This window comes from Paraburkholderia lebeckiae (assembly GCF_050436325.1).
GTDB classification, from domain to species: Bacteria; Pseudomonadota; Gammaproteobacteria; order Burkholderiales; family Burkholderiaceae; genus Paraburkholderia; species Paraburkholderia tuberum.
In genome coordinates, this window is sequence record NZ_JBNDLZ010000003.1 from 2,905,845 (window position 1) to 2,929,493 (window position 23,649).

The 23,649-nt window shown below is 66.2% G+C and carries 26 protein-coding genes, 1 pseudogene and 1 riboswitch; of the genes and pseudogenes, 20 read left to right on the forward strand and 7 right to left on the reverse strand.

Annotation, left to right across the window (positions count from 1 at the left end; translation table 11 throughout):
- Positions 1-26: 26 nt before the first annotated feature.
- Both OKW44_RS31320 and OKW44_RS31325 read right to left on the reverse strand, forming a co-directional pair.
- Positions 27-1,353: pseudogene (locus OKW44_RS31320) on the reverse strand (ATP-binding protein).
- Positions 1,350-2,090 (reverse strand): response regulator, encoded by a 741-nt coding sequence (locus tag OKW44_RS31325; protein WP_018420192.1) that lies wholly within the window; start codon positions 2,088-2,090, stop codon positions 1,350-1,352. Before OKW44_RS31325 ends, OKW44_RS31320 begins: the two are co-directional and overlap by 4 nt.
- A 392-nt stretch (positions 2,091-2,482) precedes the next feature.
- On the opposite strand from OKW44_RS31325, the gene OKW44_RS31330 reads away from it, so the two are divergent.
- The 4 genes from OKW44_RS31330 to OKW44_RS31345 all read left to right on the forward strand — a co-directional run bounded on the left by OKW44_RS31330 (position 2,483) and on the right by OKW44_RS31345 (position 4,385).
- A complete protein-coding gene (locus OKW44_RS31330) occupies positions 2,483-2,674 on the forward strand; it encodes a hypothetical protein (RefSeq protein WP_026225735.1) in 192 nt (63 codons plus the stop codon).
- A 15-nt stretch (positions 2,675-2,689) separates the two neighbouring features.
- Positions 2,690-2,887 (forward strand): DUF6726 family protein, encoded by a 198-nt coding sequence (locus OKW44_RS31335; protein WP_035470661.1) that lies wholly within the window; start codon positions 2,690-2,692, stop codon positions 2,885-2,887.
- A 3-nt stretch (positions 2,888-2,890) separates the two neighbouring features.
- Positions 2,891-3,604 (forward strand): hypothetical protein, encoded by a 714-nt coding sequence (locus OKW44_RS31340; RefSeq protein WP_018420195.1) that lies wholly within the window; start codon positions 2,891-2,893, stop codon positions 3,602-3,604.
- Between the two features lie 109 nt (positions 3,605-3,713).
- The gene (locus tag OKW44_RS31345; RefSeq protein WP_018420196.1) at positions 3,714-4,385 is read left to right on the forward strand and encodes a flagellar basal body L-ring protein FlgH; all 672 of its coding nucleotides are present in this window, start codon (positions 3,714-3,716) and stop codon (positions 4,383-4,385) included.
- A 94-nt stretch (positions 4,386-4,479) separates the two neighbouring features.
- Here OKW44_RS31345 and OKW44_RS31350 read toward each other — a convergent pair whose 3' ends face one another.
- From OKW44_RS31350 to OKW44_RS31370, 5 genes are all read right to left on the reverse strand, one after another.
- Positions 4,480-5,223, reverse strand: coding sequence for a response regulator (locus OKW44_RS31350; protein ID WP_018420197.1), 744 nt, complete (start codon positions 5,221-5,223; stop codon positions 4,480-4,482).
- A gap of 101 nt (positions 5,224-5,324) precedes the next feature.
- Positions 5,325-5,993 (reverse strand): hypothetical protein, encoded by a 669-nt coding sequence (locus tag OKW44_RS31355; RefSeq protein WP_280784710.1) that lies wholly within the window; start codon positions 5,991-5,993, stop codon positions 5,325-5,327.
- A 64-nt stretch (positions 5,994-6,057) separates the two neighbouring features.
- Entirely contained in the window at positions 6,058-6,531 is a 474-nt protein-coding gene (locus tag OKW44_RS31360) for a hypothetical protein (protein ID WP_026225708.1), read from the reverse strand.
- 205 nt (positions 6,532-6,736) lie between these two features.
- Complete coding sequence (locus tag OKW44_RS31365; RefSeq protein ID WP_018420050.1) at positions 6,737-7,540, reverse strand: SDR family NAD(P)-dependent oxidoreductase; 804 nt, start codon at positions 7,538-7,540, stop codon at positions 6,737-6,739.
- Positions 7,537-9,288, reverse strand: coding sequence for an ABC transporter ATP-binding protein/permease (locus tag OKW44_RS31370; protein ID WP_018420051.1), 1,752 nt, complete (start codon positions 9,286-9,288; stop codon positions 7,537-7,539). Before OKW44_RS31370 ends, OKW44_RS31365 begins: the two co-directional genes overlap by 4 nt.
- Before the next feature lie 431 nt (positions 9,289-9,719).
- A riboswitch (TPP riboswitch) is annotated at positions 9,720-9,843 on the forward strand.
- Between the two features lie 221 nt (positions 9,844-10,064).
- On the opposite strand from OKW44_RS31370, the gene OKW44_RS31375 reads away from it, so the two are divergent.
- The 16 genes from OKW44_RS31375 (at position 10,065) to hisD (ending at position 23,529) form a co-directional block, all read left to right on the forward strand.
- Positions 10,065-11,201 carry an FAD-dependent oxidoreductase gene (locus OKW44_RS31375; RefSeq protein ID WP_018420052.1) on the forward strand — a complete coding sequence of 379 codons (1,137 nt, stop codon included), beginning with the start codon at positions 10,065-10,067 and terminating at the stop codon, positions 11,199-11,201.
- A gap of 59 nt (positions 11,202-11,260) precedes the next feature.
- Positions 11,261-11,458 carry a sulfur carrier protein ThiS gene (thiS, locus tag OKW44_RS31380; RefSeq protein ID WP_026225709.1) on the forward strand — a complete coding sequence of 66 codons (198 nt, stop codon included), beginning with the start codon at positions 11,261-11,263 and terminating at the stop codon, positions 11,456-11,458.
- A gap of 107 nt (positions 11,459-11,565) precedes the next feature.
- The gene (locus tag OKW44_RS31385) at positions 11,566-12,381 is read left to right on the forward strand and encodes a thiazole synthase (protein ID WP_018420054.1); all 816 of its coding nucleotides are present in this window, start codon (positions 11,566-11,568) and stop codon (positions 12,379-12,381) included.
- On the forward strand, positions 12,378-13,481 hold the full coding sequence (thiE, locus tag OKW44_RS31390; protein ID WP_018420055.1) for a thiamine phosphate synthase: 1,104 nt from the start codon (positions 12,378-12,380) through the stop codon (positions 13,479-13,481). Before OKW44_RS31385 ends, thiE begins: the two co-directional genes overlap by 4 nt.
- Positions 13,482-13,572: 91 nt before the next feature.
- The gene (locus OKW44_RS31395; RefSeq protein WP_018420056.1) at positions 13,573-14,397 is read left to right on the forward strand and encodes an ABC transporter ATP-binding protein; all 825 of its coding nucleotides are present in this window, start codon (positions 13,573-13,575) and stop codon (positions 14,395-14,397) included.
- On the forward strand, positions 14,394-15,161 hold the full coding sequence (gene mlaE / locus OKW44_RS31400; protein WP_018420057.1) for a lipid asymmetry maintenance ABC transporter permease subunit MlaE: 768 nt from the start codon (positions 14,394-14,396) through the stop codon (positions 15,159-15,161). The genes OKW44_RS31395 and mlaE overlap by 4 nt, the downstream gene beginning before the upstream one ends.
- An 88-nt stretch (positions 15,162-15,249) precedes the next feature.
- On the forward strand, positions 15,250-15,780 hold the full coding sequence (gene mlaD / locus OKW44_RS31405) for an outer membrane lipid asymmetry maintenance protein MlaD (RefSeq protein WP_035470668.1): 531 nt from the start codon (positions 15,250-15,252) through the stop codon (positions 15,778-15,780).
- Between the two features lie 19 nt (positions 15,781-15,799).
- On the forward strand, positions 15,800-16,861 hold the full coding sequence (locus OKW44_RS31410) for an MlaA family lipoprotein (RefSeq protein WP_018420059.1): 1,062 nt from the start codon (positions 15,800-15,802) through the stop codon (positions 16,859-16,861).
- Between the two features lie 114 nt (positions 16,862-16,975).
- Positions 16,976-17,608, forward strand: a complete 633-nt coding sequence (locus OKW44_RS31415) for an MlaC/ttg2D family ABC transporter substrate-binding protein (RefSeq protein ID WP_018420060.1) — start codon at positions 16,976-16,978, stop codon at positions 17,606-17,608.
- On the forward strand, positions 17,605-17,925 hold the full coding sequence (locus tag OKW44_RS31420) for an STAS domain-containing protein (protein ID WP_018420061.1): 321 nt from the start codon (positions 17,605-17,607) through the stop codon (positions 17,923-17,925). Before OKW44_RS31415 ends, OKW44_RS31420 begins: the two co-directional genes overlap by 4 nt.
- 190 nt (positions 17,926-18,115) lie before the next feature.
- A complete protein-coding gene (locus tag OKW44_RS31425) occupies positions 18,116-19,048 on the forward strand; it encodes an ABC transporter ATP-binding protein (protein WP_018420062.1) in 933 nt (310 codons plus the stop codon).
- Positions 19,045-19,809, forward strand: a complete 765-nt coding sequence (locus OKW44_RS31430; RefSeq protein ID WP_018420063.1) for an ABC transporter permease — start codon at positions 19,045-19,047, stop codon at positions 19,807-19,809. Before OKW44_RS31425 ends, OKW44_RS31430 begins: the two co-directional genes overlap by 4 nt.
- Positions 19,810-19,824: 15 nt before the next feature.
- Positions 19,825-20,064, forward strand: coding sequence for a BolA family protein (locus OKW44_RS31435; protein ID WP_008918725.1), 240 nt, complete (start codon positions 19,825-19,827; stop codon positions 20,062-20,064).
- Between the two features lie 111 nt (positions 20,065-20,175).
- On the forward strand, positions 20,176-21,438 hold the full coding sequence (murA, locus tag OKW44_RS31440; protein ID WP_018420064.1) for a UDP-N-acetylglucosamine 1-carboxyvinyltransferase: 1,263 nt from the start codon (positions 20,176-20,178) through the stop codon (positions 21,436-21,438).
- Complete coding sequence (gene hisG, locus OKW44_RS31445; RefSeq protein WP_018420065.1) at positions 21,435-22,136, forward strand: ATP phosphoribosyltransferase; 702 nt, start codon at positions 21,435-21,437, stop codon at positions 22,134-22,136. The genes murA and hisG overlap by 4 nt, the downstream gene beginning before the upstream one ends.
- A gap of 58 nt (positions 22,137-22,194) precedes the next feature.
- Positions 22,195-23,529 carry a histidinol dehydrogenase gene (gene hisD / locus OKW44_RS31450; RefSeq protein WP_018420066.1) on the forward strand — a complete coding sequence of 445 codons (1,335 nt, stop codon included), beginning with the start codon at positions 22,195-22,197 and terminating at the stop codon, positions 23,527-23,529.
- The last annotated feature ends 120 nt before the right edge of the window (positions 23,530-23,649 follow it).

Genomic DNA, 23,649 nt, shown 5'->3' on the forward strand with positions numbered 1-23,649 from the left:
CGCGCCGCGTTTGCCTGCGAGCATCCTTACGACAGCGCCGGGTCCACCGGCAATTCGATCCGTACTTCGAGCCCCCCCTGCGCGTGATTGCGCACGAAGCAGCGTCCACCGCGATCGTGTGCGAGCCGCGCGACGATCGCGAGACCGAGCCCGCAATGGCCTTCGCCGCCGCGCGCGGCGTCGAGCCGCACGAACGGCTTCATCGCCGCGGCAATGCGGTCGTCGGGAATGCCGGCGCCGTGGTCGCGCACGCTAATCGTCCAATGACGGTCGTCGCACGCAGTCGAGATTTCCACCGGCGGCATGCCGTGTTCGAGCGCGTTGTCGACGAGATTCGTCACCAGCCGGTCGAGCAGCGTGCGCGGCAGCGTGAACGAGGGGCCGGCGCGCAGATCGAGCGCGAACAGCGGGGTTTCGGCGGGGTCCGCCGCTTCGGCGGGGTCCGCCGCTTCGGCGGTTTCAGCGGCGTCCGCGTAATCGCCTGAGGAAAACTGCTCGCGCAAGAACTCGTCGACTTCGACGGGCGGTCCGGCGTCCGCCGATTGGCCCGCGAATTCGAGGAACTGCTGGACGATGTTGGTCAGCGAATCGACGTCGCGGATCAGGCCCCGCGCGCTCGTTTTCGTCGACCAGCACGCTTGCGCGCAGCTTCAGGCGCGTGAGCGGCGCCTTCAGATCGTGCGCGACGCCGGCGAGCATCACCGCCTGGTCGTCGCCGGCTTCGTTCAGGCGCCGCATCATGTCGTTGAATGAGCCGATCAGGTCACGCAGCTCGCGCGGGCCCTGCACCGGCACGGGTTCAGGCCGGCCGCCCGAGCCGAACGCGCGCGACGCATCGGCCACGCGCGACAACGGCCGTTGCATCTGCCACACCGCGAACAACGACAGGATCAGCCCGGCGACCAGCATCGACACCGATTCGATCAGAAAGCGCGGCGGCGGCGGTAGGTCGACCGGCACGACGACCCAGTTCGACTTGCCCGGGACCAGCACCCACAGTTGCGGTGGACGCAGATCGTCGACGGCGATCTGCGTGCCGGCCGGCAAGTTCTCACGCAGGTGCCGGCTCAGTTCGAGCACCATATGCTCGTGCGGCTCGCCCAGATGCACGCTGGTCGGCATGTTCCAGGTGGGCACCAGATGCACGCGCATCGCCGGCGCGAGCGCGGCGCCCTTGATCGGCTCGCCGTTGATCGCCTGCAGCACGAGCAGGATGCCGCGCGCGAAGCCGTCGATTTCATGGCGCGGCGGCTGCATCGTCACCAGCACGAACCAGCTCGCCTGAATCGCGAACAGCACCGCCGCCGACAGCAACGCCATTCTGCCGAACAGCGTGTTCAGCGGATTTCTCATGCGCTCGGGGCGGCCCCGTCCTCGAAGGGTGTCCCGTTGGCGTCGGGAACGAACACGTAGCCCTTGCCGCGCACTGTTTGCACGTAGCACGGGTTCGACGGGTCGTCCTCGATCACGCGGCGCAGGCGCCAGATCGGTACGTCGAGGCTACGGTCGCGGAACGCGAGGTTGTCGCGATGCACGAGATCGTGAATCAGCACGCGCGACAGCACCTTGTACGGATTGTTGACGAAGATCTTCAGCAGCGCGAATTCGCTGTCGCGCAGCGGCAGCTTGGCGTCGTCGCGGCTCAGCGAGCGCGTGGCGAAGTCCAGTTCGAATGGACCGAAGCGATAGCGCTTGCGTGCTTCGGGTGCGCTCGTGGTGGACGGCCCGCGCCGGCGCAACACGGTCTGGATCCGCACGAGCAGTTCGCGCGGATCGAACGGTTTGGTCAGATAGTCGTCCGCGCCGAGCGACAGACCGACGATGCGGTCGGCCACCGTGCCGCGCGCGGTCACGAAGATCACCGGGATGTCGTCGCCGGCGGCGCGCAACGCGGTGAGCGCGCGCAGGCCGTCGGTGTTCGGCATCATGATGTCGAGCACGACGACCGACGGCCGCTCACGCTCGAGACGACGCTGCAAATGGGTGCCGTCATGCAGCACGGACGCATCGAAGCCGTTCGACTGCAGAAACTTGCAAAGCAGATCGCGTACGACCGGATCGTCGTCGACGATAAGGACCTGTGGATTCATGGCGAAATTCTAGACTGGCGCGCCCGACGCGCGACCGGGCATTTCCTTACCAACACTTACTGTGTGCTGCTCGGCGCTGACGGGCTCGCGCCGGGGCGGATCAGCGAAGGTGCAGCGCTTACTTTAGCACTGCCTGATCCGGCTCTGCGCGACGACAGGCACGCGATGACAACAGTTGGCAAGCACTCGAAAGCCCTCGCAAGCCCACGGAACGGATCGTAACAACCGCGCGAAAGCGTGCTTTGCTTCGCCCATCGTCGGCACCCGCGCGGCGCGATGATTGGTTCCGCAGCAAGTCGCGCCGCACGCCGAACGAGGCCCGCTGCCTCGGACGACGGCGCGCGGCGTTCAACCGACACCGGTGCGCAATGCGCGCCTTCGCGAGGTCCATCATGACGATCCACAATACGCTCAGTTCCACGCCTTTCTCCTCGCTGGCGAATAAGCCGGCCACGGAGAAGTCTGCCAGTTCAAGCTCCACGGGCGCGGCGGCGAAATCGCAGCAGAGCACCGGGCTCGGGCAGCCTGCACTGCCTGCGCCGGGGACGGGGCTTATCGGCCATCTGGTCAACACGACCGCGTGAATCGGCGAGGTCCGCGTGCCGTTATCCAGAACTACTGAGCAGCGGCGGCGCGCCGTGGCGTGGCTCGTTGCCGGCGCGCTGCTGTTGCCACTCGGCGGCTGCGGCGCCGCTGCGCTGCCATGCCGGCTCACGGCAGCGACCCTGAAAGTGCTGCCGGTCGTCGGCCATGCGGCGGCGACGCCTTTCGACATGTGCGCTTCCGCGATCGATTGAATCATGATGCTCACCCGGATGGTTGGTGCACTGATGCTGCTCGGCGGTGTGCTGTCGTGCGCCGCGCATGCACAGCTCGTCGCGCGCAGTGCGAAGGCGGCCAGCGCGGCATCGAACAGCGTCGTCACCGACACCCGGCGGCGCTCGCCGGACGCGCCGTTTTCGTTTCGCGGCGTCGCGCTCGGCATCACGATCGACGAATTCCGCGCGGGCTCGACCGTGCGCGCGACGCCGGTCGGCAGCGTGCCGATCTGCGAGACGGACGTGCAGGCCGGAGCGCTCGGCATGCGGCTGAAGTCGCACGATAGCCTGAGCGTCGCGTGCCGCTGGGCGCATCGCGATGATGAACGCTGGGCGGTGTCGCAGGCCGTGGTCGATGGTGCGCCGGCGCTCGAACACGTGATGCGCTTCGCGCGCATCGACGGGCAGGGCGCGCTGCGTCTCTACGAGATGTCGTTCGTGATCGACGAGCTGACCGCGGAGGATCTGCGCGACGCGCTCGAGGATCGTTACGGGCCGCCGCGTCTCGCGACGCGCAACGCGGCGGCGCCGGGCGCGATGCCGATGTACGTATGGGAGAACGCGGTGAGTTCGATCACGCTGTGCTTTCTGCCCGGCAGCCGCAACGGCACGCTCACGTATCTGCTGAAGGGCTCGGATGGGTGGATGAAAGCGGTCGTGCGGCAGTGGCAGGCGAGCGACGCCGACGCGGGCTGACGATTGCCTGGCATCTCTGATTATCGGCGCGAGCCAATGCCGAAGCCGGGTGGTGTCTGACTAGCGCCGCCCTTCAACTCCATTTCATCTTTCTCGCCACGGAGCCAGCATGACCGCGCTACGTCTCACCCTCGTGCTCGGCGCCGCGAGCTGTCTCGCGGCCTGTTCGAGCGCGCAGACCAGGTCGATCGTCGAAACGCCGATGGCGCCGCCGCTCGCGTCCGCGCCGTTGAACGTCAACACGCAAGGCGCGATCTATCAGGCCGGCGCGCCGCTGCTGCTGTATGAGACGCCGCGCGCGCAGCACGTCGGCGACGTGCTGACGATCCGGCTGTCGGAATCGTATAGCGGCAACAACAGCGCGAGCGCGTCGGCGAACCGCGCGAGCAGCATCACCGCGACCGCCGCGGATCAATCGACGAATGCCGCCGCGCGACTCGCGAAACTGTTCAACATCGGCTCTGCCAGCACCGACTACAAAGGGCAGGGCAATCTGAGCGACATCAGCGACATGACGGGCACGCTAGCCGTGACCGTGATCGGCATGGTGTCGGGCGGCAATCTCGTCGTGTCAGGCGAGAAGGTGATCGCGATGAGCGGGACCCGCGACCGTCTTCGACTCTCGGGCATCGTCAATCCCAAGGACATCGAAGCAGGCAATTACGTCGCGTCGAGCAAGGTCGCGAACGCGCGCATCGAGCAGGCGGGCCTCGGCATGGTCAACGATGCGACGACGATGGGCTGGCTGCAGAGGATGTTTCTGAGTGTGCTGACGTTTTGACCGTCAGCCGGGCCAGCGCGGTGCGCGCGACCCCGCGCTGCGCGTTACGTGCGACGCGTGGGCCGGATCAGCCGGCTTCGACCATCAGGCGCCGCTAACCGGGCGGCGGCGCAGGTCCGCGTTCGGCCGCGCCGATCTCGCCGTCCGGCACGAACACGTAGCCGCGTCCCCACACCGTCTGCACGTAGCGCGGTTCCGACGGGTCCACTTCGATCAATCGGCGCAAGCGCCAGATCGATACGTCGAGACTGCGATTGCGATGCGCTTCGCTATTGCCGTGCAGTTTTTCGAGCAGTTGCGCACGCGTGAGCACGGTCATCGCGTGCGTGACGAACACCTTCAGCATCGCGAATTCGCTCGAACGCAGCGTGATGCGATCGCCGTCGCGGCGCAGTTCGCGCGCGGGGAAATTCACTTCGAAGCGGCCGAAATGATAGGGCGCGCGCTGTTCGGGCGCGCCCGGCGCAATCGAGCCGCGACGCCGCAGCACGGTGCGAATCCGCGCGACGAGCTCGCTCGGTTCGAAAGGCTTGCCGAGATAATCGTCGGCGCCGAGTTCGAGGCCGATCACGCGATCGATCGGGTCGGCGCGCGCGGTCAGGAGGATCACGGGAATGTCGTCGCCGGCGACACGCAGGGCGCGCAGCGCGCTGATGCCGTCGAGCTCCGGCATCATGATGTCGAGCACGACGAGCGCGGGCCGCTCGTGCTGCAATCTGCGCTGCAACGCCAAGCCATTTTCCAGCGTGGCGACCTTGAAGCCGCGGCCGTGCAGATATTCGCTGACGAGCTCGCGTACGACGGGATCGTCGTCGACGATCAGGATGGTCTGGTTCATTCAGGTCATCTTAGTGATGCGCACGGGCCGCGCAAAGCGTATACCGCTTTCCAATCCTTTCCCGTGTAAGGCGCTGCAAGCGAAAGCAAAGCCGCGGGCACTCAGCGGGGCGGCGGGAAGGCCTGCGAGGTTTGCAGGGTCTGCTGTTGCTGCGCTTGACGCGGGAAATCGGTCCGATCGACCACCATCCGCTCGATCAGTCCGCCGAGCTTGACCGAGGCCGACGAAAAACGGTCGGTGTTCAGGCCGCCGGTCTGATAGCGCGCGGTGACCAGAATGCGGCCGCTCTGGATCAGCGTCAGATCGATGATCGACAGGTACTGGATCGATTCGTCGCTGAACGAGCGGCGGCCATAGTCGATCGCGGCGTTGTAGACGAGCCGCGCTTCGCAGCCGGCCGGCGAGGTGCCGGGATTGTAGACGTCCGAACGAATACCGCGCCGTTCGAGCGCGAGTTGCAGCGCCGGCACGAAATCGCCGACCGACACCGTCGGGTTCACTTCGATGCAGACGTGCTGCAAATCCGCGGGCCGCCCGTTGACGAAGGTCGGCGACGAGTAGTTCGACGCGATCGCGTAGCCGGCCTGGATGACGGAGCCGGTGGCGTCGGCGGCCTGCATCAGCGTCCAGGCGCAGCCGTCGAGCGCGAGCGTCAGCGTCGCGGCGAAGGCGGCAAGGGCGCAACGACGCCGGCATATCAGCGAGGCGACCAGACACAGGCGCGAATGCCTGGTTGCCGCTGGCGCGCGGACGGTCGGCGACGAGGTCATGAGGCAGCGCCCGATCCCGGTCACAAAATGCGATGAAGCATCAAAAGCAGCGACGGCCGCGCGCTCAGCGCGTCACGCGCAGTCGCAGTTCGTTCTGACCTTGCACGCTCGCGGTGACGTTCACCCGGTGGGCGTCGGTGGTCACGACGAAATGCTGGCGCACGGGTGTGTTGACGTCGTGCACGACGCGCGGAAAGCAGGCGGCGATGTCGGCGCCGAGTTCTTCGAGCGGATCGTTGATGACGCCGTCGGCTTGCCAGTGCGCGCGCCAGTGGCAGTCGTACGCGTTCGGGCCGGCGCGGCAATCGTCGGTACGGGAGACACCCGGCAGTTGCGCGGCGGCCTCGCCCGGCAGTTGCCGGAAATCGCTCGCTTCGACGATATGCGTGAGCGCCGGGCAGATATCGGCGGGTTGGTTCGGCTCGGTCGTTTGTGCGGCATCGACGGCGTTCGTGAGCAGCAGCGCCGCGCCGCAGGCGAGCGCGATGCGCGGGAGCAAAGACGGGAGCAAAGGTGAAACACGGCGAGCGAATGACATGGGCGAGGAGTCCGAAGATCGGTTGCGATGAGAGACGTGACTGACATCAACGAAGGCCGGCGCATGGCGCGGCCCGTACGACTATCGTCGCTGCTCGCAGGCATTTTCAAAGCGCGGAACAGCTTGCGCGCTCCGCAAATGCTTTCGAACTCTTCTCGTGTCTTTCCGGATGTTGCGTCCGGAGATGCCGGCGCGCAGGCGAGGCTTAACCGAGCGTCAAGCCGCCATCGATGTGAATCACCTGGCCGGTGATGTGGCGTGCCGCGTCGGACAGCAGGAATGCGATCAGCGCGGCGACGTCGCCCGGTTCGGCGACGTGACCGAGCGGCGTGGCTTCGGCGGCGTGCGCCCACACGGCCGCGTTGTCGGCGCTTGGGCCGCGATCCTTGCGCGTGTAGCCCGGCGCCACGCAATTGACGGTCACGCCGAGCGGCGCGAGCTCCGCGGCCGCCGTTTTCGCAAGCGCTTCGAGTGCCGCTTTCGCGGCTGCCGTCGCGGCGAATGGCGCATCCGCGCGATAGCGATGCGCGACGAACGAACTCAAGGCGACCACGCGACCGCGCTTCGATGTTTCGAGCGCGGGCATCGCGCGCCGCACGAGCGCGGCGAAGGCGGCCGGCATCGCGGCGAAGGCGGCGCCGAAGGTGTCGGGATCGAGCGCGGCCAGCGTTTGGCGCTGCGCATGGCCGGCGTTCGCGACCAGTTGATCGAGTGCGCCGAAGCTCGCGAGCGTCTGATGGATCACGTGCTCCGCCGCACCGCGCTCGGCGAGGTCGCCGAACACCGTCGCGCAGCGTGCGCCGCTTGCCGTGCAGTCGGCGGCAACCTGCACGAGCCGTCGACGGGAGGCGTCGTCTGCGCCGCGCGCGTGCAGCATCAACGACGTATGCGGCGCCGCGAGGCGCCGTGCGAGCGCCGCGCCGATGCCGGAACCGGCGCCGGTGATCAGCACGACGCGAGCGGCGGCGCCGTGCGCTTCGCTGACGTGAGCGCCGCTCGCGTCGCTCACGCCGCTACCGCTTCGGCAGAACGCTCGACGTCGAGCGTTTCGTCATGGAACGCTGCGAGCGATTCGCGATGCGCGACGCTGACGATCGCAGCCTTCGGCAACCGCTCGGTGAACAGCCGATAGAGCCGCGACTCGTTTTCCGCGTCGAGCGCGCTGGTCGCTTCGTCGAGGAACAGGTAGTCCGGCTTGTGCAGCAGCACGCGCGCGGCGGCGAAGCGCTGCTGCTCACCCGGCGACAGCACGCGAGTCCAGTGCGCGGTTTCCTGCAGACGGTCCGCGTATTCCGACAGATGGCAGGTAATGAGCGCGTCGCGGCAGTCGTCGTCGCCATAGGTGTCCGCCGCCGACGGATACGCCAGCGCCGCCTTCAGCGTGCCGATCGGCATGTAGCTGACCTGCGGGATGAACATCATGCGCGCGTTGACCGGTGCGTCGATCGAGCCGTCGCCGAACGGCCACAGGCCCGCGAGCGCGCGCATCAGCGTGCTCTTGCCGGCGCCCGACGGACCGCGCACGAGCCAGCGCGAGCCCGGCCGGATCGCGATATCGCGGATGCGCGACAGTGGGTTGCCATTGGGCAGCGCGAGCTGGAGGCTGTCGGTGGTAAGCGTGTTGCTGTCGACGAAATGCAGATTGATGCCGCCGTGTTCCGTGGCCGGCGACACCGATTCCTTCAGACGTGGCGAATGCACGACGCGCTTGAATTCGCGCAACCGGTTCACGGTCGCGCGCCATTCGACGAGGCTCGTATAACTGTTGATGAACCACGAGAACGAATCGCTGACCGTGCCGAACGCGCTCGAAATCTGCATCAGCACGCCGAACGTGAACGCGCCCGCGAAGTAGCGCGGTGAGGCGACGACGATCGGGAAAATGATCGCGATCTGGCCGTAGAAGCTCAGCACGAAGGTCAGGCGCTTCGTGTACTTCATTACCTGCCACCAGTTGTCGCGGATACGGCCGAACAGCGTGCGCGCGTTCGTCTTCTCGGTTTCCATGCCGTTGTAGAACGCGATCTGCTCGGCGTTCTCACGCAGCCGGATCAGACCGAAACGGAAATCGGCCTCGACTTTCTGCGCCTGATAGTTGATCGACACGAGCGGATGGCCGACCTTCTGCGTGATGAGCGAGCCGACCACCGCATACAGCGCCGCGGCCCACACCATATAGCCGGGGATCTGCAGCGGCATGCCGCCGAGCGAGATGCTCAACGCGCCCGCGAGCGACCACAGGATCGTGATGAACGACACGAGCGTGACGACGGTCGACAGCAGATCGAGCGTCAGCGACAGCGTGGTGGTCGCGAACGACTGCAGGTCGTCGCTGATCCGCTGGTCGGGGTTGTCGGCGAGACGGTCGCGCTCGATGCGGTAGAACGCGCTGTCGTTGAGCCACTCGTTCAGGTAGCGGGTGGTCAGCCACTGGCGCCAGCGGAAGCCGAGCATCTGGCGCAGATAGCGTCCATACACGGCGAGGATGATGAAACCGAACGCGAGTCCGGTAAAGACCATCAGCAGGTGCGGGAAGTCGTGGACGTTCTTCGCCTGCAGCGCGTTGTAGAAGTCCCTGCTCCAGCTATTCAGGCGCACGTTGATCCAGACGACGAGCAGATTCATCACGATGATCGTGACGAGCAGCCCCCACGCGATGCCTCGTTCCTCGGAAACCCAGTAGGGCTTGATCAGGGTCCACGCGGAGACCTTTTCGTCGGGCGGCAGCGCGGGGCTGGCGGAAGTATGTGGTGTCATGAGCGTCCTGATGAAGTGCTGACCCGAAGTGCCATTCCGGCGTACGGGTCCGATCTGGTTGACCCATGTCGGGCGATCCTGCAAACAGCAGGCCCCTTTGCGAGGGTCTGGCTGCCGCGGGTCTGCGATACCTGGCCGGGCATCGCGCTATCACGCTCGATGAACGTGAGCCCGGACGGGCGCCCGATTCTGGCGTGACGCCCTTAAGCGAAAATTAATTTTCGGGGCCGGCATCCGCTGGGGTGCCGCCGCCACGCATGCGGCCACGAGCGCCGCGCGCGCCGCGTTTTTGCGGCACCGGTCACGGCATTGTGCCAGAGCGCCGGGCCGCTTCGCACCGGCATCTCGATAGACGGTGCCAGATCAAAACTGGGGTGGCGACCGCGGAGCGCTGGTTTGCGGGCGCTGCGCCTTTTATGGTCTAATGACCTGCGACGAAACAGGGGTGCTTCGCCCACAGGCGGCATGACTTTCATGCCGGGGCGGCGAGGCTGAGAGAGACCCTTTGCACCCGATCCGGGTAATACCGGCGCGGGAAGTTTCCGGAAGCAACCGTCTTCCATTCCCCGCCGGGCGGCGAGCGCAGCTCACATGCGCACGTCGTGACCGGCCGGCTTCACCCGCCGGTTTCGTCCTGGGTACGTGCGTTTTTGGCCGTACGGAAAGGACTCGATGACCGCCTATTCTTCAGACATGCATTTTTCCCTTCGTCACGCCGCCTCGGGCGAGCCGTGCCGTTTTGGTTCTGCCCAGCGCAGTCGAACGGAGCGCGCGCGATGAACCGTCCCGCCCGACCCGATTTCGCCGTGCTCGGCGGCGGCCTGTGTGGCCGGCTGGTCGCGTGGCGCCTCGCTGGCGACGGGCATCGCGTGGCGCTCTACGAGCGCGGCGATGCCACCGGTTCGCAGGCTGCCGCGTGGGTCGCCGCCGCGATGCTCGCGCCGCTGGCAGAGGCCGCGAGCGCCGAGCTGCTGATCACGCGGCTTGGCGCGAGTTCGCTCGAAAGCTGGCCGCGCGTGCTTGCCGAACTGCCGGAGCCGGTGTTTTTCCAGCGCAACGGCACGCTCGTCGTCTGGCATCACGCGGATCGCACTGAGGCGCCGCTATTCGAGCGGCGCGTGCGTGCGAACGCGCCGGCCGAGTTGCTCGACGGCGGCTTCGTCGCGTTGGCGGGCGCGCAGCTCGGCGCCGCCGAACCCGCGTTGGCCGGCCGCTTCAGCCAAGGCTGGCTGCTGCCGCGAGAAGGCCAGCTCGACAACCGCCAGGTGCTGTCCGCGCTCGCGGCCGGGCTTGCCGAGCGCGGCGTCGACACGCACTGGAACACGCCGATCGACGACGCATCGCTGCCCGACGCCGGCATCATCATCGATTGCCGCGGGCTTGGCGCGAAGCCGGTGCTGCCGACGCTGCGCGGCATCCGCGGCGAAGTTGCGCGCGTGCATGCGCCTCACCTGCAGCTGACGCGCCCGGTGCGGCTACTGCATCCGCGCTACCCGCTGTATATCGCGCCGAAGCAGAACGGTCTTTACGTGATCGGCGCGACGGAGATAGAGGGCGAGGACATGTCGCCCGTTAGCGTGCGTTCGGCGCTCGAGTTGCTGAGCGCGGCGTTTTCGGTGCACCCGGGCTTCGGCGAGGCGCGCATTCTCGAGCTGAATTCGCAGTGCCGGCCGACCTTGCCCGATCATCGTCCCGCGCTGCTGTGGGACGGCGCACGCACGCTGCGCGTGAACGGCTTGTACCGGCACGGCTACATGATCGCGCCCGAAGTCGCCGACGAAGCCGTGCGTTTCGCGAGCGCGCTGCTCGACGGCCGCGTCGGTGATGCCGACACATTCGCCGGCTGGCGGCGCGACTCACGCTGGAGCGAGCTGTTCCAGCAGCATTTCGCGTGCGAGCCGGCCCGAGCGTAGCGGCCGACGTGCCGCGCGCGATGCCGCTTGCGCCATCGATTGAACCGTATTCGAACACCATGGACATTCATATCAATCAGAAGCCGTTGTCGCTGCCCGAGGGCGCGACTGTCGCCGATGCGCTCGCCGCCTTTGGCGCGCGTCCGCCGTTCGCGGTCGCGCTCAACGGCGATTTCGTCGCACGTGCGCAGCATGCGGCGCGCGCGTTGCAAACGGGCGACCGGCTCGACGTCGTGCAGCCGGTCGCGGGCGGCTGAGCGCGACCGCGCCAGCCTGTCGCTTACCGAACGCAACAACCGTCGCCGAAAACCCATTGCCGCAACGCGGTCAGTTCTAGCCGCGACGGCAAACCAGGATGATGCAAATGACTTCTCACGAGACCGCCGACGCGCTGACGCTATACGGTCAAACTTTTGCAAGCCGCGTGCTGCTCGGCACATCGCGCTATCCGTCGCTGCAATCGCTGTCCGATTCGATCGACGCCGCGCGCCCCGGCATGGTGACGGTCGCGCTGCGCCGTCAGATGAACGAGGGCAACGCCGAAGCCGGCTTCTTCGATCTGCTCAAGCGCCACGGCGTGCCGCTGCTGCCGAACACGGCGGGTTGCCTGAGCGTCGGTGAAGCGGTGACGACCGCGCACATGGCGCGCGAAATTTTCGAGACCGAGTGGATCAAGCTCGAACTGATCGGAGACGACTACACACTGCAGCCCGATCCGGTCGGCCTGATCGAAGCCGCCGCGCGTCTCGTCAAGGATGGCTTCAAGGTGCTGCCGTACTGCACCGAAGATCTGGTGATCGGCCGCCGTCTGCTCGACGCCGGCTGCGAGGCGCTGATGCCGTGGGGCGCGCCGATCGGCACCGGCAAGGGCGTGATCAATCCATACGGGCTGCGCGTGTTGCGCGAGCGGCTGCCGGACGTGCCGCTGATCGTCGACGCCGGGCTCGGCGTGCCCTCGCATGCGGCCCAGGTGATGGAGTGGGGCTTCGACGGCGTGCTGCTGAACACGGCCGTGTCGCAGGCGACGCGCCCCGACGCGATGGCGCGCGCGTTCGCGCTGGGTGTCGAGGCGGGTCGGCAAGCGTATCTCGCGGGCCCGATGGCCGAGCGCGAGAGCGCGCACGCGAGCACGCCGGTGGTCGGCATGCCGTTCTGGCATCAGGATGGGGGTACCGCATGACTCAGACGTTGACGCTGAAGGACCGCGATCTGTTCTGGCCGACGGCCGACGAACTCATCGAAGCCGCCGAGCGCATCCGCGCACGTCTCGGCGACTGGCCGCCGACGCACGCGCCGTGGCGCATCTGCCTGATCGCACCCGACGAACCGAACGGTGGCGACCTGATCGTGATCGCTGACGCACAGCAGCACGGCGAGCAGATCGCGCGCTGGCTGACGCGGGGTGCGGGCGTGATCGTCGCCGCGGAAAACCGCGCGACGCTGCATCTGGGCGGCGAGAAATACGGCCTCGAAGGCCATCTGGCGGAAGACTGGATTCCCGCGCTTGCCGCGTTCCTCGACTGCGGTTTCGATCCGCACGACGCGCTGGTGCTCGCGCTCGCGTGGCGCGATGGCGACGAAACCCGCACCGACGATGCTTTCCCGGCCGACCTCGCTCGCTTTCCGCGCCTTACCGACCTGCCGGCGGCACCCGCCAAGGCGTTCCCGCGCTGCCCGGCAAGGCTCGGCCTGTATCCGGTGTTGCCGACCGCGGACTGGGTCGAACGGGTGGTCGGCTTCGGCGTGAAGACGGTGCAGTTGCGCCGCAAGTCGGCCGAACCAGCCGACGAGCTGAAGCGCGAAATCGCGCGCTGCGTGGCGGCCGGCCGCGCGCACGACGCGCAGGTGTTCATCAACGATCACTGGCAGGCGGCGCTCGAGGCGGGCGCGTACGGCGTGCACCTCGGCCAGGAAGACGTGCATACCGCGGATCTGTCCGCGCTGGCCGACGCGGGCATCCGGCTCGGTCTGTCGACTCACGGCTTCTACGAGATGCTGAAGGCGCTGCATTTCCGTCCGAGCTATATTGCGTTGGGCGCCGTGTTCCCGACCACCACCAAAGTGATGCCGACCGCGCCGCAGGGCTTGCGGCGCCTCGCACGCTACGTGCGGCTGCTCGACGGCGTGGTGCCGCTCGTCGCGATCGGCGGGATCGACCTGCAGGTGCTGCCGGACGTGCTCGCGACCGGTGTCGGCTGCGCGGCCGTGGTGCGCGCGGTGACGGAAGCGGCCGACCCGGCCGCCGCCGTTTCTGCACTGCAACACACATTTACGCAATAATCGTCAGGCATAGTCAAGGAACGGGGCACCTCACGGCAGCTTTTGCATGATGGCCCTATAATTCGGCCTTCCCTGTAAAAGGATCGTCAGTTTGGTGCCTTCCTATCCCGAGACCTTACTCGAGCTGCGCGACGTCGACTTCGGTTACGGCGACCGGCTCGTCCTGTCGAATCTGAATCTGCGCTTTCGTCGCGGTCAGGTCGTCGCGGTCATGGGCGGCTCGGGTTGCGGCAAGACCACGGTGCTGCGGCTGATCGGCGGCCTCGTGCGCGCCCAGCGCGGCCAGGTGCTGTTCCATGGCGAGGACATCGGCGAGCAGACGCGCGAAGGCCTTTACGCGCTGCGCCGCAAGATGGGCATGCTGTTCCAGTTCGGCGCGCTGTTCACCGACATGTCGGTGTTCGAAAACGTCGCCTTCTCGCTTCGCGAGCACACCGACCTCCCCGAAGAACTGCTGCGCGACCTCGTGCTGATGAAGCTCAACGCGGTCGGTCTGCGCGGCGCGCGCGACCTGCTGCCGTCCGAGATTTCCGGCGGCATGGCGCGACGCGTGGCGCTCGCGCGCGCAATCGCGCTCGACCCCGAACTGATGATGTACGACGAGCCGTTCGCCGGTCTCGACCCGATCTCGCTCGGCATCACCGCGAACCTGATCCGCACGCTGAACCGGGCGCTCGGCGCCACGTCGATTCTCGTCACGCACGACGTGCCGGAATCATTCGCGATCGCCGACTACGTGTACTTCCTGTCCAACGGCGGTGTGCTTGCCGAGGGCACGCCCGACGAACTGCGCGCGTCGACCGATCCGACCGTGCGGCAGTTCATCGACGGCGCGCCGGACGGCCCGTTCAGATTCCACTATCCGGCGCAGACGCCGCTCGCGGCGGACTTCGGCATCGGCGGAGGCCAGTCATGATCAGTACGATCGGTCGCTCGGTCATCACCGGGCTCGGCACCGCCGGCTACGCGACGCGCTTCTTCCTGCGGCTCGTGCTCGAATTTTTCCCGCTGCTGCGCCGCCCGCGTCTTGTCACGAAGCAGATCCACTTCGTCGGTAATTATTCGCTCGTGATCATCGCGGTGTCGGGGCTGTTCGTCGGCTTCGTGCTCGGGCTGCAGGGCTATTACACGCTGAACCGTTATGGCTCCGAGCAGGCGCTCGGGTTGCTGGTCGCGCTGTCGCTCGTGCGCGAGCTCGGGCCGGTCGTGACCGCGCTGTTGTTCGCCGGGCGCGCGGGCACGTCGCTGACCGCGGAAATCGGCCTGATGAAGGCGGGCGAGCAGCTCACCGCGATGGAAATGATGGCCGTCGATCCGGTCAAGGTCGTGATCGCGCCGCGCCTGTGGGCGGGCATCGTGTCGATGCCGATCCTCGCCGCGATCTTCAGCGCGGTCGGCGTTCTGGGCGGTTACGTGGTGGGCGTGCTGCTGATCGGCGTCGATGCCGGCGCATTCTGGTCGCAGATGCAAAGCGGCGTCGACGTGTGGCGCGATGTCGGCGCCGGGGTCGTCAAGAGCGTGGTGTTCGGCCTCGCGGTGACCTTCGTCGCGCTGTTTCAGGGCTACGAGGCGAAGCCGACGCCGGAAGGCGTGTCGCGCGCGACGACCCGCACGGTCGTGTACGCGTCGCTCGCGGTGCTCGGGCTCGATTTCCTGCTGACCGCACTGATGTTCAGCTAAGACCGCGCAGCGTGCCGGCTGCCGGCGGTGCATGATGCGCCGCGCACGGCGGGAAGTGGCGGCGCGGCGGATTCACTTTGGGATGACGATGAAAAAGAATGTTCTCGACTTCTGGGTCGGCCTGTTCGTGGTGCTGGGTTTCGTGGCGTTGCTGTTTCTTGCGCTGAAGGCCGGCAACATGAGCTCGTTGTCGTTCCAGGCAACCTACCCGGTCAAGCTCAAGTTCGACAACATCGGCGGGCTGAAGCCCCGTGCGCCGGTCAAGAGCGCCGGCGTGACGGTCGGCCGGGTCGCGTCGATCGGCTTCGACAGCAACGCCTACCAGGCGCTCGTCACGATCGATATCGACAAGCAATACCAGTTTCCGAGGGACACTTCGGCGAAGATCCTGACCTCGGGTCTGCTCGGCGAACAGTACATCGGGCTCGAGCCGGGCGGCGACTCGGAAATGCTGAAAGCCGGCGATACGATCTCGATGACGCAATCGGCGATCGTGCTGGAAAACCTGATCGGCCAGTTCCTGTATAGCAAGGCCGCGGATTCCGGCGCGGCGAAGCCCGCCGCATCCGCCCCTGCACCGGCGCCGGGCGCGCCGGCCTCCGGCGCTGCCGGCCAGTAAGGCCAACAAGGAGAATTAGATGCAGACGACACTGCAGACCCCGCGCAGCGGCGCGCGCGTCCTACAGTTCGGCAAGGTCGCCGTGGCGGCTGCGCTGCTCGCCGGTTGCACGACCGTGCAGACGCCTACCAAGGGCGATCCGTTCGAAGGGTTGAACCGTACGATCTTCACCGTCAACGACAAGATCGACCAGTACGCGCTGAAGCCGGTTGCGCAGGGCTACGTTTGGGTCACGCCGCAGCCGGTTCGCGACAGTGTGACGAACTTTTTCTCGAACATCGGCGACGTCTATATCGCGGCGAACAACCTGCTGCAGCTGCGCATCGCCGACGGCGTGTCCGACATCATGCGGATCGTGATCAACACGTTGTTCGGCGTCGGCGGCCTGTTCGACGTCGCGACGCTCGCGAAGCTCCCGAAGCACGACAACGACCTCGGTCTGACGCTCGGCCACTACGGCGTGCCGGCGGGCCCCTATCTGGTGCTGCCGCTGTTCGGGCCGAGCACGGTGCGCGATGCGGTCGGCTCGCTCGGCAACTACTACGTGAACCCGATCAGCTACGTCGACCCGCCGGGCCTGAGCTGGGCGCTGTATGGCCTGAACATCGTCAACACGCGCGCGAACCTGCTCGGAGCGAGCAACCTGCTGGAAGGCGCGGCGCTCGACAAATACTCGTTCGTGCGTAACGCGTATCTGCAGCGCCGGCAGTATCTGTTGTCGGATAACCGCCGGCGTCCGCAGGAACTGCCGAGCTACGACGAGGAAGCGCCGCTGCCGAAGTACGACGAAGGCGAGACGGGTGCCGCGACGGGCGCGGCTACGGGGGCGGCAGGCGCGCCGGCCGGCGCCGTAACCGGCGCGGCAGGCGCCGCCGCGGGTACGCAGGGTGCGGCGGCGGCCAAGGCGGCACCCGCATCCGGCGCGGCTGTGGGCACGCCGCAAGGCGCGTCGGCACCGGAGGCCGCGTCGGGCGCCGAAACACCGCCTCTCGACCTGAAAGGCGGCCCGGAAACGCAAATTCCGGCCGGTCAGTTGGTGCCGCCTACACGCTTCAACTTCCCGTCCCTAAGATTGCATTGAACGTGCAGCCGTAACAGATCGATACGACTCTCGCAGTTTGCGCATGGATTGCCGTCGAACTCGCGTGATAAGGTCGGTCCAAACTGTTGCACTATTTTTGAGGCAAAGCTCGATATGAAAAAATTCTTCCTGATTCCGTTGTTTGCCGCGTTGTTTTCGTTCATCAGCGCGGGCGCATCGGCGCAAACCGTCGACACCAACGCGCCCGACGCGTTGATCAAGACCGTCACCCAGCAGGTGATGGACGCGATTCGCGGCGACAAGTCGATCCAGCAGGGCGACATCAAGCACATCACGGCGCTCGTCAACGAAAAGATCTTGCCGTACACGGACTTCCGCCGCACCACCCAGCTCGCGATGGGCCGTAACTGGCGCACCGCGACGCCCGAACAGCAGAACCAGGTGGTCGAGCAGTTCAAGATGCTGCTGATCCGCACGTACTCGGGCGCGCTCGCGCAGGTGCGCGACCAGCAGATCCAGTACAAGCCGTTCCGCATGAACCCGGACGACACCGACACGGTGGTGCGCTCGGTCGTGATGAACAACGGCCAGCCGATCGAACTCGACTACCGCCTGTACAAGACGGCGCAGGGCTGGCGCGTGTATGACATTAACGTGCTCGGCGCGTGGCTGATCCAGGCGTATCAGCAGCAGTTCAACGAGCAGATCCAGCAGAAGGGCGTGGACGGACTGATCCAGTTCCTCACGCAGCGCAATCAGCAACTCGCCGCGGGCAAGCAGTCGTGAGCGACGTGCTGAATCCGGTTGCTAACCGCTTCGACAGCGGCACGACGCTGACCCACGCGAGCGCGAACGCCGCGCTCGCGGCGGGTCTGCAACGCATCGCGGCGGGTGCGGGCGGCGTCGATTGCGCGCCGCTCACGCAATTCGATTCGTCGGCGCTCGCCGTCCTGCTCGCGTGGGTGCGGGCCGCGGCGGCGCGCGGCGGCAAGTTCGAAATCGTCAATCTGCCGGCTGGGCTCGCCAGTCTCGCGCAGGCCTACGGCGTCGATACGCTTCTCTCTTCTGGCGCCTCCAGCATGGTTGCGTCAGCGCGACATTGACGCTCCTCTAGCGTCGTCTCCCTCCTTCCGGCCAGGCCGGGGTTTTCAGTTTTTGCCCTATAATCAAACGTTTTTTTGGGGCGTTGAACTGGCCCCCTAATCGGCCCCGGTTCCGTTTCTTCCAGCATTTGCGCGTCCCCAAGCTTCATTGGGGTTACTTCAGGTGCCGCGACGCACGCGGCCCATAGTCATGTCAGCCATAGAAATTCGTAACGTCAAGAAGCGCTACAAGGACTTGCAGGCGCTCAAGGGCGTCAGCCTCACGGTCGAAGAAGGCGAGTTCTTCGGACTGCTCGGTCCGAACGGCGCGGGCAAGACGACGCTCATCAGCATACTCGCGGGTCTCGCCCGCGCCGACGAAGGCAGCATCGCGGTGCGCGGTCACGACGTCGTCGACGATTTCCGCAACGCGCGCCGCGCGCTCGGCGTGGTGCCGCAGGAGCTCGTGTTCGATCCGTTCTTCACGGTGCGCGAAACCTTGCGCATCCAGTCCGGCTACTACGGGCTGCGCAACAACGACGCGTGGATCGACGAGATCATGGCCAATCTCGATCTCACCGAAAAGGCCGATGCCAACATGCGCGCGCTGTCGGGCGGGATGAAGCGCCGCGTGCTGGTCGCGCAGGCGCTTGTGCACCGCCCGCCGGTGATCGTGCTCGACGAGCCGACCGCGGGTGTCGACGTCGAGTTGCGCCAGACGCTGTGGAAGTTCATCTCGCGCCTGAATCGCGAAGGCCACACGATCGTGCTGACCACGCACTATCTTGAAGAAGCCGAATCGTTGTGCGACCGCATCGCGATGCTGCGCCGTGGCGAGGTCGTTGCGCTCGATCGCACCGGCACACTGCTGCAGCGTTTCGCCGGCATGCAACTGTTCGTACGCTTCGCGCAGGGCGTGCTGCCCGCCGAGCTGCGTCCGCTCGAGGCGGAAAGCGGCGCCGGCAACGGCAATGGCCGCCAGCATCTGCTGCGCCTGACGAGCTACGACGACGTCGAGCGCATCCTCGCGCAATGCCGCGCGGCCGGTTGTACATTCGAAGAAATCGAGGTCCGCAAGGCCGACCTCGAAGACGTATTCGTTCAGGTGATGAACGGTCCAGAAGTGATCGAGGGGCTTGCATGAGCGGGTACAGTGGATTTAGCACGCTGTTTTACAAAGAACTGCTGCGCTTCTGGAAGGTGTCGTTTCAGACCGTGCTCGCGCCGGTCATCACCGCGCTGCTTTACCTGACCATCTTCGGCCACGCGCTGCGCGGCCACGTGCAGGTCTATCCGGGCGTCGAATACACGAGCTTCCTGATTCCGGGCCTCGTGATGATGAGCGTGCTGCAGAACGCGTTCGCGAACAGTTCTTCGTCGCTGATTCAATCGAAGATCACCGGCAACCTCGTGTTCGTGCTGCTGCCGCCGCTGTCGCACCACGAGATGTTCGCGGCCTACGTGCTCGCGGCCGTGGCGCGCGGGCTGTGTGTCGGCTTCGGCGTGTTCATCGTGACGATCTGGTTCGTGCCGCTCGCCTTCACCGCGCCGCTCTACATCATCGTGTTCGCGATGTTCGGCGCGGCGATTCTCGGCACGCTGGGTCTGATCGCCGGCATTTGGGCCGAGAAGTTCGACCAGCTCGCCGCGTTCCAGAACTTTCTGATCATGCCGCTCACGTTCCTGTCGGGCGTGTTCTACTCGACGCATACGCTGCCGCCCGTATGGCGCGAAGTATCGCGGCTCAATCCGTTTTTCTACATGATCGACGGCTTCCGCTATGGTTTTTTCGGCGTGTCGGATATCGACCCGCTGGTGAGCCTCGCGATCGTCGCCGGTTTCTTCGTGGTGCTGGCCGTCGTGGCGATGCGCATGCTCGCTACCGGCTACAAGCTGCGCCACTGACGAGGAGCTTCTCTCATGTTGCCGACTCCCGAACAGGTCAAACAGTACATTGCAGCTGGACTCGCGTGCGAGCATCTCGAAGTCGAAGGCGACGGTCAGCATTTCTTTGCGACGATCGTCTCGCCGAACTTCGAAGGCAAGCGCCTGATCCAGCGTCACCAACTCGTGTATGCGGCGCTCGGCGACCGCATGCGCGAAGAAATCCACGCGCTCAGCATGAAGACGCTGACGCCCGCCGAATGGCAGAACGCGTAATCTGGAAATTTAGTGCGAATTACTCAGGAAGGGCGCGACACCGCTAGCGGCGCGCCGAACACAGACAAGGCAGGTCCGGACGCGAACCGGGCCGATCAGGAACCCACAGGCATGGATAAACTCATCATTGAAGGTGGCTACCCGCTCTCCGGTGAAGTTGTTGTCTCGGGTGCGAAAAACGCGGCATTGCCGATCCTGTGCGCGGGTCTGCTGAGCGCCGATCCGGTGCATCTGGAGAACGTGCCCGATCTGCAGGACGTGCGCACGATGCTCAAGCTGCTCGGCCAGATGGGCGTGCGTATCGAAGCCGGGGAAGGGCGCGTCGCGCTCGACGCGTCGAAGGTCGACAATCTCGTCGCGCCATACGAAATGGTGAAGACGATGCGCGCGTCGATCCTCGTGCTCGGTCCGCTCGTCGCGCGCTTCGGTCATGCGCGCGTGTCGCTGCCGGGCGGCTGCGCGATCGGCGCGCGTCCGGTCGATCAGCACATCAAGGGTCTGCAGGCGATGGGCGCCGAGATCACGATCGAGCACGGCTTCATCGAAGCGCGCGCGAAGCGTCTGAAGGGCGCGCGCATCGTCACCGACATGATTACCGTGACCGGTACCGAGAACCTGCTGATGGCGGCGGTGCTCGCCGAAGGCGAGACGGTCATCGAGAACGCCGCGCGCGAACCCGAAGTGGTCGACCTCGCGCATCTGCTCGTCGCGATGGGCGCGAAGATCGAAGGCATCGGCACCGACCGTCTGGTGATCCATGGCGTCGACAAGCTGCACGGTGCGAAGCACACGGTGATCCCGGACCGCATCGAAGCGGGCACTTTCCTGTGCGCGGTCGCGGCGGCCGGCGGCGACGTCACGCTGAGCAAGATGCGTCCGCTGCTGCTTGAAGCCGTCACCGAAAAGCTGCGCGAAGCGGGCGTCACGGTCGAGGAAGGCGACGACTGGATGCGCGTGCGCATGGACAGGCGCCCGAGCGCGGTCACGTTCCGCACCTCCGAATACCCGGCGTTTCCGACCGACATGCAGGCGCAGTTCATGGCGCTCAACACGATCGCGGACGGTACGTCGCAAGTCGTGGAGACGATCTTCGAAAACCGTTTCATGCACGTCCAGGAGCTGAACCGTCTCGGCGCGAGCATCACGATCGACGGCAACACGGCGCTCGTAACCGGCGTCGAAAAACTGTCCGGCGCGAAGGTGATGGCCACCGATCTGCGCGCGTCCGCGAGTCTGGTGATCGCCGCGCTGCGCGCCGAGGGCGAGACGCTGATCGACCGCATCTATCACCTCGATCGCGGCTACGACCGCATGGAAGCGAAGCTCAATGCGATCGGCGCGAAGGTGCGCCGGGTTTCCGGGAGCGGGGCATGAGTTCGATGCCGCAAACGTCGTCGTCGCCGGCGGTCAGCGCGCCGCTCACGCTCGCGTTGTCGAAAGGGCGTATCTTCGAGGAAACGCTGCCGCTGCTCGCGGCGGCGGGCATCGAGGTAGCGGAAGATCCCGAGACGTCGCGCAAGCTGATTCTGCCGACCACCGACCCGAACCTGCGCGTGATCGTCGTGCGCGCGACCGACGTGCCGACCTATGTCGAGTACGGCGCGGCCGACTTCGGCGTGGCTGGCAAGGACGTGCTGCTCGAGCATGGCGGCAGCGGCCTGTATCAGCCGGTGGATCTGGACATTGCGCGTTGCCGCATGTCGGTCGCGGTCGCGGCCGGTTTCGATTATGCGAACGCGGTGCGCCAGGGCGCGCGTCTGCGGGTCGCGACCAAGTATGTTGAAACCGCTCGTGAGCATTTTGCCGCCAAGGGCGTTCACGTCGATCTGATCAAGCTGTACGGTTCGATGGAACTCGCTCCGCTGGTTGGTCTCGCCGACGCGATCGTCGACCTGGTCAGCTCGGGCAATACGCTGCGCGCGAACAATCTGGTCGAGGTGGAGGAGATCATGCAGATTTCGTCGCGCCTCGTCGTGAACCAGGCAGCGCTGAAGCTCAAACGCGCCGCGTTGCGGCCGATTCTCGACGCGTTTGCCAATGCTTCGTCGCAAACCGCCGCCCCGGCGGCCTGACTGACGATGGCAATGTGACGTTGCACTGATAGCGCGCCTTACCGAAACGGATACCTGTATGTCTACCAAGATTCGCAAACTCGATTCCACCGCTCGCGACTTCCACAAGTCGCTGCATGCGGTGCTCGCGTTCGAGGCGAGCGAAGACGAAGCCATCGAGCGCGCGGTCGCGCAGATTCTGAACGACGTGAAGACGCGCGGCGACGAGGCGGTGCTCGAGTACACGAATCGCTTCGATCGCGTCGATGCGAAAAGCGTGGCCGAGCTCGAGCTGCCGATGGCCGAGCTCGAGGCGGCGCTCGAAAGTCTCGAGCCGAAGCGGCGCGCGTCGCTCGAAGCGGCGGCGGCACGCGTGCGCGGCTATCACGAGAAGCAGAAGATCGAGTGCGGCAGCCATAGCTGGCAGTACACCGAAGCCGACGGCACCGTGCTCGGCCAGAAGGTCACGCCGCTCGATCGCGCGGGGATCTACGTGCCGGGTGGCAAGGCCGCGTATCCGTCGTCGGTGCTGATGAACGCGATACCGGCGCGGGTGGCCGGCGTTCGCGAAATCGTGATGGTCGTGCCGACGCCGGAAGGCGTGAAGAATCCGCTCGTGCTCGCGGCGGCTCTGCTGGGTGGCGTCGATCGCGTGTTCACGATCGGCGGCGCGCAGGCGGTGGGCGCGCTCGCGTACGGCACGCCGAGCGTGCCCGCGGTCGACAAGATCTGCGGCCCCGGCAACGCGTACGTCGCGTCGGCCAAGCGTCGCGTGTTCGGCACGGTCGGCATCGACATGATCGCCGGGCCGTCGGAGATCCTCGTGTTGTGCGACGGCACGACCGACCCGCGCTGGGTCGCGATGGACCTGTTTTCGCAAGCCGAGCACGACGAGCTCGCGCAGTCGATCCTGCTGTGCCCCGACAACGCGTTCATCGCGCGCGTGCAGGAAGCGATCGATGAACTGCTGCCCACCATGCAGCGCCACGAAGTGATCCGCACGTCGCTCGAAAACCGCGGCGCGCTGATCAAGGTGCGCGACATGGCCGAGGCCTGCGCGATCGCCAACGACATCGCGCCGGAGCACCTTGAAATTTCGGCGCTGGAGCCGCATCAGTGGGCGCAGCAGATCCGTCACGCAGGCGCGATCTTCCTTGGCCGTTACACGAGCGAGAGCCTCGGCGACTACTGCGCGGGCCCGAACCATGTGCTGCCGACGTCGCGTACCGCACGGTTTTCGTCGCCGCTCGGCGTCTATGATTTCTTCAAGCGTTCGAGCCTGATCGAGGTCAGCGCGGAAGGTGCGCAGACGCTCGGCGAGATTGCCGCGGAACTGGCATACGGCGAAGGTCTGCAAGCGCACGCACGCAGCGCCGAATACCGGATGCGGCAGAACAACAACGAACGCGGCTGAGGCGGAGCGCTGATCGCGCTGGCGCGCGGCGGAACTCAAGCAGGCGTAAGCGGGAACAGGAGAAGCGGCGAGGGCCGCAACCGCCGCCGCATCGACCGGCTTCCATGTTTTCCGGCTTCC